The 11,853-nt window shown below is 42.9% G+C and carries 9 protein-coding genes; 7 read left to right on the top strand and 2 right to left on the bottom strand.

Translation table 11 applies throughout. The features are described 5' to 3' along the window. Positions 1–352: 352 nt before the first annotated feature. From pyrD to rmf, 7 genes are all read left to right on the top strand, one after another. Positions 353–1,363, top strand: a complete 1,011-nt coding sequence (pyrD, locus tag Q1A70_RS17370) for a quinone-dependent dihydroorotate dehydrogenase (RefSeq protein WP_299694494.1) — start codon at positions 353–355, stop codon at positions 1,361–1,363. 247 nt (positions 1,364–1,610) lie between these two features. Next, positions 1,611–2,156 carry a cell division protein ZapC gene (locus Q1A70_RS17365; RefSeq protein WP_299694499.1) on the top strand — a complete coding sequence of 182 codons (546 nt, stop codon included), beginning with the start codon at positions 1,611–1,613 and terminating at the stop codon, positions 2,154–2,156. Between the two features lie 532 nt (positions 2,157–2,688). Next, complete coding sequence (gene rlmKL / locus Q1A70_RS17360; RefSeq protein WP_299694502.1) at positions 2,689–4,809, top strand: bifunctional 23S rRNA (guanine(2069)-N(7))-methyltransferase RlmK/23S rRNA (guanine(2445)-N(2))-methyltransferase RlmL; 2,121 nt, start codon at positions 2,689–2,691, stop codon at positions 4,807–4,809. A 40-nt stretch (positions 4,810–4,849) separates the two neighbouring features. Next, positions 4,850–5,110 carry a glutaredoxin family protein gene (locus tag Q1A70_RS17355; RefSeq protein WP_299694505.1) on the top strand — a complete coding sequence of 87 codons (261 nt, stop codon included), beginning with the start codon at positions 4,850–4,852 and terminating at the stop codon, positions 5,108–5,110. Next, on the top strand, positions 5,088–7,004 hold the full coding sequence (locus Q1A70_RS17350) for an ABC transporter ATP-binding protein (RefSeq protein ID WP_299694508.1): 1,917 nt from the start codon (positions 5,088–5,090) through the stop codon (positions 7,002–7,004). Before Q1A70_RS17355 ends, Q1A70_RS17350 begins: the two co-directional genes overlap by 23 nt. A 9-nt stretch (positions 7,005–7,013) precedes the next feature. Then, positions 7,014–8,744, top strand: coding sequence for a DUF3466 family protein (locus Q1A70_RS17345; protein ID WP_299694511.1), 1,731 nt, complete (start codon positions 7,014–7,016; stop codon positions 8,742–8,744). Between the two features lie 319 nt (positions 8,745–9,063). Then, the gene (gene rmf / locus Q1A70_RS17340) at positions 9,064–9,237 is read left to right on the top strand and encodes a ribosome modulation factor (RefSeq protein ID WP_299694513.1); all 174 of its coding nucleotides are present in this window, start codon (positions 9,064–9,066) and stop codon (positions 9,235–9,237) included. 208 nt (positions 9,238–9,445) lie between these two features. On the opposite strand, the gene fabA is transcribed toward rmf, so the two are convergent. Both fabA and Q1A70_RS17330 read right to left on the bottom strand, forming a co-directional pair. Beyond that, the gene (gene fabA / locus Q1A70_RS17335) at positions 9,446–9,961 is read right to left on the bottom strand and encodes a bifunctional 3-hydroxydecanoyl-ACP dehydratase/trans-2-decenoyl-ACP isomerase (protein WP_004742305.1); all 516 of its coding nucleotides are present in this window, start codon (positions 9,959–9,961) and stop codon (positions 9,446–9,448) included. A 70-nt stretch (positions 9,962–10,031) separates the two neighbouring features. Further along, positions 10,032–11,684, bottom strand: coding sequence for a Lon protease family protein (locus Q1A70_RS17330; RefSeq protein ID WP_299694521.1), 1,653 nt, complete (start codon positions 11,682–11,684; stop codon positions 10,032–10,034). Between the last annotated feature and the right edge of the window lie 169 nt (positions 11,685–11,853).

Genomic DNA, 11,853 nt, shown 5'->3' with positions numbered 1-11,853 from the left:
ATCTTTCCCTAGAGTCGTGAAGAAAAAGCCAAGCCGATATCCTAGAAAAAACAATGCCGCTCACCTTAAGTGAACGGTATTAGACCATAAGGTCTGTCTTTTGCTTTAGTTGAGGTGGCTTGGTTTGCATGAGGCAACTGGTGGTGACATCAATGATATGTAAACCTGTATTAGTGGCAACAGAAGCGATAACGTTTGCTTATTAAAGAACCTTATTCGTCAACAATCACAAACCTAATCGTAAACAATCACAATTATCTTGCGCTGACTGACAGTAATTGATTGAATAGTTGGGTAAATAAGTAAATAATATCGCCCCGTTTACACGGGGCTTTTTTCTATCGGAGGCACAATGCTCTACCGTCTAGCCAGAACTGGCTTTTTCCAACTTGATGCTGAAAAGGCACATGATCTTGCAATTCAAAACTTCAAGCGCTTTACTGGCACTCCTCTTGATCTTTTTTATCGCCAACAATTACCACACCGACCTGTAGAATGCATGGGTCTTACTTTTAAAAACCCAGTTGGCCTTGCTGCTGGCCTAGATAAAAACGGCGAATGTATTGATGCATTTGGCGCAATGGGTTTTGGTTTCGTAGAAGTAGGAACCGTCACTCCACGTCCACAACCGGGTAATGACAAACCTCGTTTGTTCCGTCTTGTTGAAGCGGAAGGTATCATTAACCGCATGGGCTTTAATAACCTAGGCGTAGACAACCTTGTCGAGAATGTTAAGAAGTCAAACTACGATGGCGTCTTAGGCATCAACATTGGTAAGAATAAAGACACACCAATTGAAAAGGGCGCTGAAGATTACTTGATCTGTATGGAGAAGGTCTATCAGTACGCGGGTTATATTGCTGTGAACATCTCTTCACCAAACACACCGGGACTTCGTTCTTTACAATATGGTGAAGCATTAGATGAGTTATTGACTGATCTGAAAACGAAACAATCTGAACTGGAAGCGAAGCATGGTAAGTATGTTCCTCTTGCACTTAAGATAGCTCCGGATCTAAGTGACGATGAAATTAGCCAAATTTGTGAATCATTGATCAAGAATAAGATCGATGGTGTGATCGCAACGAACACTACATTGGACCGTAGCATTGTTGAAGGCATGAAGCATTGCGATGAAGCGGGTGGCTTGAGCGGACGTCCTGTTCAGTCTCGCAGTACTGAAGTAGTTCGTAAACTTTACCAAGAGCTTGGTGACCAACTTCCGATCATCGGGGTAGGTGGTGTTGACGATTACGTTTCTGCAAAAGAGAAAATGATGGCAGGTGCTAAGCTTGTACAAGTTTACTCTGGCTTTATTTACAAAGGTCCTGGTCTTGTTGCCGACATTGTAAAAAACCTATAGTAGTACATAAACTATAGCGGTCTAAAAATTGATAACGGCACTATAATCCGTCGTTCTCAAAACAAAGCGAAAATCTGAACTGTCTTGATAAAGAGACACTGTAACTCACTGAGTTGTAGATAAAAGCAATAATAAAAGAGGAATTCATTTCCTCTTTTTTTTTGCCTATTGGTCAGTAAAATTATTGTCATTGAAGGTAATTTTGCGTTTTACCTAATGGAATGGTTCAACAGTGTGAGACGAAACGATGCTTAAACCTAGCGATACATGGAGTTGGTATTACGATGAACAGCAGCGTTCATTAATGCTAAACCTCGGAGAGGATATGATTTTCAAAACGAATCTGGTCCGTAACAAGCTGGTGGACTGTGCGTTTCGGGAGAATGAATTCACCGTTGACGACGCCTTTTCATACCAAACCTTCAAAGAACAAATTTCTGGCTTAGAACTGTCTGAGCCTCGTCAAGCTGAACTCGCACTGTATTGCGTAGCAGCAAAGCGTTTCCACAAGCCTGTACAGCCTAAAAGTTGGTTTTTCGACTCGCAAGGTGCTGGCCATGAATCTCCTCAAGAGGGAGACATTGTGCAAATGAATAACGAGCATAGCTTAGGTTATTTTATCGTACTAGAAGTAGGCGAGTGTGCGAGTTTATGTGCATTTGTCGACTTAGAAGAGTTCTTACTCACGCCATCAAAAGCATTATGCTTTGGAGATTCGATAAAGGTGATGCACGATAGAATGGTAGACGCGAACGCTATCCTTCATCCAACCCATATTGCTATGGTTAGTTAAGCTTCTATTCCGTACGTCTTCTATCACGAGCTTCTTCTACCAAGAACCACAACGTATAACCTCAAAAATCCTTCCTTATAATCGGCTTAATCGCCGATTTTTTTGTGCCCAAGAAATCTAACCCTAATAAATACGTCACAATCTAATCATTTTAATGATGAATTATCGCCCATTTTTACATCTTAGCCGCTACCTAATTTCACCTGAAAAAGAGACTTCTGTTTATATTTATTCCTTGTTTAAGTACATTTGTAGCTAAATTTCACACTTAAATTTGATTGGTATAGTCCAGAATTACTGTGAATATAAATTCATTGGTGGCTTTCATATCGGTTGGTCATCAATCGGATTGGTTGGTTAGCTCGGATGTTCTAAGGGCTTGTGAGGTGGCTGTGTGGGTAAGCGAACGCTTCGACACTGTGTACTTGCTAGGCAGTTAGTTGAAAGATCCAATGAAAAGACTCGTTTAGTGTGATGCTCTAGTAACAAATTCAGGTATAATTGAGTTAATTTTTATCAATAAAAGAACACTATGAATCAATATCTAGCGGTTACCTCAAATGGCCTTGAGAATTTATTAGTTGAAGAACTAACCCAACTAGGGATTACAAACGCAAAACCTGTTCAAGCAGGTGTTAAATTCAAAGCGACCAATGAGCAAATTTATCGTTGTTGTTTATGGAGTCGGCTGGCTTCTCGATTTGTACGTGTCCTTTCTGAATTCACTTGTATGGATGACATGGACTTGTACCTTTCAACCACTGCGGTTAACTGGGTAAATCAATTCCATAGCTCTAAGCGTTTTGTTGTTGACTTCAATGGTACCAACAACGAAATCCGCAACAGCCAATACGGTGCGATGAAAGTAAAAGATGCCGTAGTTGATTGCTTCGAGAAGAAGTCGTTACCTCGTCCTTCTATCAGCAAAGAGAACCCAGACATTCGTATTCACGTTCGTCTACACCGTGATAAAGCGATCCTTGGTGTTGATATGGTGGGTAGTGGTCTTCATCAACGTGGTTACCGCCCAGAATCAGGTCGTGCACCTCTTCGTGAAACACTGGCCGCAGCAATCCTTCTTCGTAGTGGTTGGGATGCAACGAAACCTTTCTTAGACCCTATGTGTGGTTCTGGTACATTAGTGATTGAAGCTGCAATGATGGCTGCAAACCTAGCTCCAGGTGTTAAACGTCAGAAATGGTGTTTTGAATCACTAGAAGATTTTGAACCTGAGCTTTGGGCTGAAGTTAAAGCAGAAGCGAATGTTCAAGGCCGTCGTGGCGTTAAGAAAGTAGAATGTAAGTTCTATGGTTACGACAACGATGAACGCATGATCAAAACAGCGCGAGACAATGCTCGTCGTGCTGGTGTAGAGGATCTGATTGAATTCGAAGTAGGTGATGCAGCAAAGCTTAAACGTCCTACAGAATTTTCTGATGGTGTGATTGTTTCTAACCCACCTTATGGTGAGCGTCTAGGTACAGAGCCTGGTCTTATTGCACTTTACACAGCATTCGGTGCACAACTTAAAGCGGAATTTGGTGGTTGTAACGCATCTATCTTCTCTAGCTCAGACGAGCTACTGAGTTGCTTGCGCATGCGTGCAGACAAACAGTTCAAATTGAACAATGGTGCGTTACCGTGTCATCAAAAGAACTACTCAATTTCAGATCGTCCGATGTCAGAACGTCCAACAGGCGACCAAGAACAATTGATTGCGCCTGATTTCGCGAACCGTCTTAAAAAGAACATTGGTAAAATCGGTAAGTGGGCTAAGAAAGAACAATTAGATTGTTACCGTATCTACGATGCTGACTTACCAGAATATAATGTAGCGATTGATGTATACCCAGGTCACCTTGTGATTCAAGAATATGCAGCGCCTAAAGATGTACCGGAAGAGAAGGCAAAACGTCGCTTAACCGATATCATCCGTGCTTCTATTCAAGTCACAGGTGTTGAAGCGAACAACGTGGTTCTTAAGGTTCGTCAAAAGCAGAAAGGCCGCTCTCAATATCAAAAGCTTTCTCAAGATTCATCGAACCTAGAAGTGAACGAGTATGGCGTTAAGCTGATTGTTAACCTTCATGATTACCTAGATACCGGTTTGTTCCTAGATCATAAGATCACTCGTCGTCGTATCGGTGAGATGGCCGCAGGTAAAGATTTCCTAAACTTGTTTGCTTACACAGGTAGTGCATCTGTACATGCTGCTGTGGGTGGCGCACGCTCTACGACAACCGTTGACATGTCGAATACCTACCTAGAGTGGGCGAAAGAGAACATGGAGCTTAACGGCCGTGTTGGTCGACAGCATCAATTTGTTCAAGCGGACTGTCTACAATGGTTGGCTAAAGAGCAAGGTTCTTACGACTTGATCTTCATTGACCCACCAACGTTCTCTAACTCGAAGCGCATGGATCAATCTTTCGATGTTCAACGTGATCACATTCAATTAATGGAAAACCTCAAGCGTCTTCTTCGTGAAGAAGGCACGATTGTGTTTTCTAACAACAAGCGTCACTTCAAAATGGATTTAGAAGCTTTAGATGAGTTAGGTCTTAAGGCTCAGAACATCTCAGCTAAGACACTTCCATTGGACTTCTCTCGCAATAAGCATATTCACAACTGTTGGTTGATTACCCATAAGTAATTAAGAAATTGGAAATCAAGGGATTATATAAGGATATATCGTGCTGACTCTCTACAGTACAGAAGGGTGCCATCTATGTGAGATGGCATTTCAACTCACGGAACAGTTAAACATTAGCCATCATATTAATATCGTAGATATTGCATTCGATGATGAGCTATTCTCCAGTTACGGGGTCACTATTCCGGTACTCAAATTTGAAAGCTCTGACTTTTCTCAAAGCTCAGAGCTTAACTGGCCATTTGGCTTGTTAGAACTTAATGATTGGTTAAAGAAAAATGGCATTACTTACAATTCATAATGGGCAATTAGCGTTTGGCGATCATCCATTATTAGATCGCGCGGACTTTGCACTGCAAGAAAATGAGCGTGTGTGTTTGGTTGGCCGTAATGGCGCAGGTAAGTCTACGTTGATGAAAATCCTTTCTGGAAACATCATCATGGACGATGGCAAGATGCAAATCACGCAAGATGTGGTTGTGTCGCGTCTAGAGCAAGATCCACCGCGTAATGAGCAAGGTACTGTTTATGACTATGTGGCTGGTGGCCTAGCTGAAATCGGTGAGCAACTGAAGATCTACCATGATCTTTTGGATCTCATTGCAACAGATCCAAGTGAAAAGAACCTAAACCGTCTTACTCGTGTTCAGGAACAGTTAGATCACGCCAATGCATGGCGTTTTGAAGATCGCGTAAGTAATGTAATGGCGGCGCTTAAACTGACGGCTGAAACAAAGCTGACCGATTTATCAGGTGGTTGGCAACGTAAAGCAGCGCTTGCTCGTGCACTTGTCTGTGATCCTGACGTCCTTCTACTTGACGAACCAACTAACCACTTGGATGTCGCGACCATTGAATGGCTAGAAGGTTTTTTGAAAGACTTCCGTGGTTCTATCATCTTTATCTCGCATGACCGTGCCTTCATTAAATCGATGGCGACACGCATCGTTGATCTTGATCGCGGTAAGCTGAGCTCGTTCCCAGGTGACTACGAAAACTATCTATTAGAGAAAGAAGAAGCGTTGCGCGTTGAAGAGATGCAGAATGCGGAATTCGATAAGAAGCTTGCTCAAGAAGAAGTTTGGATTCGTCAGGGTATTAAAGCTCGCCGAACTCGTAACGAAGGCCGCGTTCGTGCGCTTAAGAAGCTACGTGAAGAACGCTTGAATCGTCGTGAAGTACAGGGTAAAGCCGTTATTCAAATCGATGATGGTCAGCGTTCAGGCAAGATTGTATTCGAAGCTGAGAACCTTAACTTTGGCTTTGAAGGCAAAGAGATCGTTAAGGACTTCAGCTTCAACATCATGCGTGGCGATCGTATCGCTCTAATTGGCCCGAATGGCTGTGGTAAGAGTACGGTACTTAAACTGCTGCTTGATCAACTTAAGCCAGACTCAGGTCGTCTACATTGCGGTACTAAGCTTGAAGTGGCTTACTTTGACCAATATCGCGAAATCCTAGACCCAGAGAAGTCGGTGATTGATAACCTTGCTGATGGTAAGCAAGAAGTTACGGTAGGCGGCCGTGAGCGTCATGCACTAAGCTATCTACAAGATTTCTTATTCTCTCCTAAACGTGCACGTACTCCTGTAAAAGCGCTATCTGGTGGTGAGAAAAACCGTCTGTTATTGGCGCGTATTTTCCTTAAGTCGAACAACTTGTTGATTCTCGATGAGCCAACCAACGATCTAGATATCGAAACTTTGGAACTTTTAGAAGATTTGCTTGCCAACTATCAGGGTACGCTACTTTTAGTGAGCCACGATCGTCAGTTTGTTGATAACACAGTGATGACAAGTTGGATCTTCGAAGGTAACGGTGTTATTGAAGAATTTGTAGGTGGTTACCATGATGCTCAGCAGCAAAGAAAGCAAGCGCTTGAGTATCGACAGGTTGAAAAGCCATCAAAGCCTGAGAAAGTAGTTGAGGAAACTCCCAAAACTGCGCCAGTTAAGGCTAAACCTAAGAAGTTATCGTATAAGCTACAGCGAGAACTAGAAGCGCTACCAATGCGTTTGGAAGAATTGGAAACTCAAATTGAAACTCTTCAGGAAGAAGTCAACGATCCAAGCTTCTTTTCAAAATCTGTAGAGCAGACACAACCCGTTTTAGATAAGCTATCTGCAGCAGAGCAGGAGCTTGAAGTTGCTTTTGAGCGCTGGGAAGAGCTTGAGGCACTACAACAGGAAAGTTAAGAAGTAATAATGACTTGTACTAAATTTAAATTAACAACCGTTGCAGCACTTGTTTTTGCTGCAACTAATGCCAACGCCGCGCTGTATAAGGTTGTTGAAGTTACGCCTGCGATTTCTGGAGCATCTGAAATTTTTGGTGTGGCCATCCAACCTGGTGTTGCATCAGACGGAACGAACGAGCTTGTTAAAGGGTGTTTTGATTCAAGTGCAACAAACTGCGCTGATAGTACGTTTAAGTTGGCCGGTGAAACTCGCGATACCATTGAAGCGATGAGTTATCGAGAAGAAGTGCCTTTCGCGATGGATGCTGCGTTTCGATACACTCAAGACAGAGATGATCTAGAAGATTATTGCTATCGTGAATTGAGATACTCGACCTGTGAAAACTGGGCAAGAGATCGCTGGGTTGATACGTGGAGCAAAGAAAAAAATGACCTTACTTATGTTAATGCGAAAGCATTCATCGAGTCGGGTAGTGCGATTAGTGACTATAATTCAGTCATCACCGCACTTGATGAGAATGGAGAGCCATTAGGTATCGAATCAAACGGTAATGATATTCGTAGTAATGCCATCACTACGGTTGAACTCGTTGCTGCTTCTGAATCTCGCGCTTGGGGTGCATTGACGGTTGATGATGAAGGGACAGAAATCGTTTACAACTTTGGTAGTATTTCTACCAAAGGGCCCAAAACAGATAACTCATCCGATACGTTTAGCTCAAAAGCTGCAATCTGGGATGAAACGAATACCAAGCAAATCGATTGGGTTAGAAGTGGTAATGCTAAACAAGGTGATTTTTTTGCCCAAGGTAGCATGCGTGGTTTAGTAGAGCATGACGGTAAACTTTATGGTGTAGGCTATAACACGGCTGATGGCAGTGGTGATCTTCAAGACATGAACGCCAGTGTTTTTGTGAGTGATTCACTGGATATTTCTGACGCTACTTGGGAAACCAAGATTGTTTCCGGTGCTGAGGTCAATTCAGGCTCGTCAAATGATGATGCAAGATACAGTAATTCTGTACTGTCTGATATAAACGATAATTTGCTCGCTATTGGCCATGCTAAGCGAAATGGTTATGTACCAGAGAGTGGCAGCGCAGGAAACAAGATGTTTGTTGTGACAGATGCCTCTGCAACAACGCCGACGGCGACATTCTTGTCAGGCGGTATCTTCTTCGGTGGTGCGAGTGGCGAAGCCAAGGCTGTTAACAATTACAACGAGTTTGTAGGTCAAGTCGATGCAGAAACGATCCGTGAGGTAGATGGCAGTGAACGTAGACATCGTGGCTTCATTTACCCGTATAATGTTGATTCATCAATAGATGAACGCCGCGTTGATGTTTTCAATGCTCAAGCGTGGTGGCTCGATGATCTAACTAATGGTGTAAACGCTGACGGCCAAGACTACTCTGACGCGAACAATCAGTACCGTATTATCGATGCAACTGACATCAATGATGCTGGTGTCATTTCTGCAACGGCGATTAAATGTACTGTGGGCGGTGAAACCCGACCGTACGATACAACATCTCACAACGCATACTGTGGCGGTGCTGAATCTGATGCCGTTGAAGAAGTTGTCGCGGTTAAGCTTATTCCTATCGCTGGTGCAACGGCGGCGGATATTGAAACGCGTAGCGCTGATTCGGAGAAAGTTGATAGAGCAGGCGGTAGCTTAGGTTGGTTAACTTTGACCGTACTTGGCCTGATAGGGTTCCGTAGAAAATTTAAATAATTTTACCTCTTGAGCCCGAGTTCACAATTCTGAACTCGGGCTTTTTTTCATCTTGAGAAAAGTCGAAAACTGGTCGATTCTTAACTTTGGAGTGATGATACCAACCACAGTAAGTAAGTGGTCGGAAGTAGCGCAGGACAAAGTTTGATAGCTAGGCAGAATTTTTTCGGTAAGTAGTTATTCTACAATCAAAAACTCTAACGAAGTTATCGAGATTTTTAATAAGCTAGGGTGACCAACTATTTACTACGATTGGTATAGATACTCCGTAAAGTTGTAATCATTGTATGTTAATCAACACCCGTATGAGGACTGCACTATGAAGAGACAAAAACGTGATCGCCGCGAACGAGCACAATCTCAAGGTTACAAAGCTGGTTTAAATGGCCGATCGCAAGAAGCTTGTCCATATAGCCAGATGGACTCTAGATCGCATTGGCTAGGTGGCTGGCGTGATGCTCAAGATGATAGGCATTCAGGTCTCTATAAGTAACAAGGAATAACGAATTGAAAGAGTAAGGCTCCACAGTGTTGGAGCCTTACTGGTTTCTAAAGGGAAGCTCATTAACAATCGTCAATTAGCCGCTGGTGGACAGTGCTATTTTACCGTTACTCGCCACCTTTAATGCACTATAACTAAATGTCTTGGCATAAAAATAAAGCAGCTAATAGAGCTGCTTTTTACGTATTAATACTATTAATTAGAACGCAGATGTATCTTGGAAAAGACCAACTTTCAAATCTTTAGCGACATAGATCTCTTTACCATCAACAAGTACTCGACCATCTGCAAGACCCATAACAAGGCGACGGTTAACCACACGTTTCATGTGGATCTCGTAAGTAACTTTTTTCGCTGTAGGCAGGATTTGACCAGTGAATTTAACTTCACCCACACCGAGTGCGCGGCCTTTGCCTTCGCCACCAACCCAACCAAGGTAGAAACCAACAAGCTGCCACATAGCGTCAAGACCTAGACAACCCGGCATTACAGGGTCACCAGGGAAGTGGCAGTCGAAGAACCATAGGTCAGGAGTAATATCCAGCTCAGCAAGAACCAAACCTTTACCGAAATCACCTTCAGTTTCAGACATTTTGGTAATGCGGTCCATCATCAACATGTTTGGTGCTGGTAGTTGAGGGCCTTGTGGCCATAATTCGCCTTGGCTTGATGCTAGAAGCTCTTCGCGAGTGTAAGAATCACGTTTGTTTTGCATTATCAATTACTCCGATTTTTGATAGGTGCATTTTAGTGAACAGGTGTACGCTAAACAAGTCCGATCAGTACTAAACAAACCAGTTTCTAATGCGTCCAACAATTCCGATAGGGTGTTCATGTCTTTCAAAGTTTTCAATACGTTCCGCAATTTTACTCAGAACGCTTTCTTGTTCTTCATCTCTAAAAGGGGTGTTCATAATAAGAGGAATAGCTTCATCTACATTAGAGACTGACCAGATATGAAATTCGTTGTTTTTGATGCTCTCAATAAGATCTGGTTTAAGCGACAAGTGTCTTAGGTTCGACGTTGGCAGGATCACGCCTTGCTGACCAGTTAAGCCGTTGTGCTTGCACACATGGTAAAAGCCTTCGATCTTTTCATTCAGTCCACCTACGGCTTGAACACGGCCAAATTGGTCAACAGCACCGGTCACAGCTATATTTTGATTAATAGGGTATTCAGACAATGCACTCACAAGGGAGCATAACTCTGCGAGCGAGGCACTATCACCATCAACCTCACAATAAGATTGTTCAAATACGACCGATGCTGAATAGGGTAAAGGATCTTCAAGATTTAATGAGCTGCTCAAGAATGCCTGCATTATCATCATGCCCTTAGCATGAAGGTTGCCTCCAAGCTCGGCTTTTCGTTCAACATCAGCAATATCACCGTCACCAAAGTGAATAACACACGAGATCCGTGCAGGTTCACCATATGAGATAGGATGACCGGGTACGTCGATTACCGTTAGGCCGTTAACTTGGCCAACTTGTTTACCTTCAGTTTCGATAATGACTTGACCATCGCGAATGTCATCAAGGGCACGTTCCGGTAGGTATGACTCTCGGTTGTACTTATGTTGCTGAGCTTGTTGGATATGGTGAATATCAATCTCGCCGTTGTCGGCTTCAATCAAAGCTTCGTTTAATAGTGCATTGTGCCAAATTGGACACAGTGGGATATAGCTTTGGTCTTCCGTCTCGCGTGCGCCAGCCGTAAGAATACCTGTTAACGCCTGCTGAGTGATGTTTGGTAACAGGTAACGTTGTTGAAGCCACTTTAGATACCCAAGGTATTGCATCAAAGTGTCTTGAGATAGCTTAATGTCTTGCTCTACTTCGCTAAACAGGCAAAAACCGCTTTGAATATCGCTATCTAGATAGTCAAGATCACCCAATTGAGCTCGGTCTCCAACCACAATCAATTTAATGTTGTAAGTGAGAGGCAAAGTTGGGGATTGATTTAAGTGTTCAGGGTTACTGCTGATTGGTTCTACAGCTTCGCCAAGAAGCGCTGACTTTAACAACAGCCAACTTCCCGGGTTTGCTAGAATTAAATTGGCTGAAACGATCAGGTAGCCATTGTTAGCACGAGCCAACAAGCCTGGTTTTGTCGCTACGACTTTGCCATCTTTTGACTGAACTTGGTCAAATAGACTCACGACATTCAAAGATTCCGTTTTTATGACGGGCAAGTTGTGGTCATCTAATACAGTGACTAACGATTCAACAATCATTTGGCGATAGATTGAATTGTCTGAAGAGTTCACCAGCAAAACTCGTGAAAGGTTAGACAAGCGGACAAAGCGAGTTAATGCGTCTCTGAATCTATGTTGAATGTCTGAAAATGGGAGAGGCGAGAGGTCAGGGAACTGCTCTAATTGAGCTCGATATTCGTCATACTGAGGCGTAACATGTCGCCAATCTACTTGAGTCATTTAAGTTTCTGATTATGATAATGAGGTAGGGATTATATAGAAAAACCGATCTCTCTTATACCTCTAAGTGATTGTTACTCATCTGCAAGAGAATATATACTCGTTCAACTTGAAGATGCAGGCTTGAGAACTTGAAAGTTATCATTAATTCGAGATGCCAAAGAGCCTG

The sequence above is a fragment of the uncultured Vibrio sp. genome (assembly GCF_947488985.1).
GTDB lineage: Bacteria > Pseudomonadota > Gammaproteobacteria > Enterobacterales > Vibrionaceae > Vibrio.
This window is presented reverse-complemented; position numbering and strand designations above follow the sequence as displayed.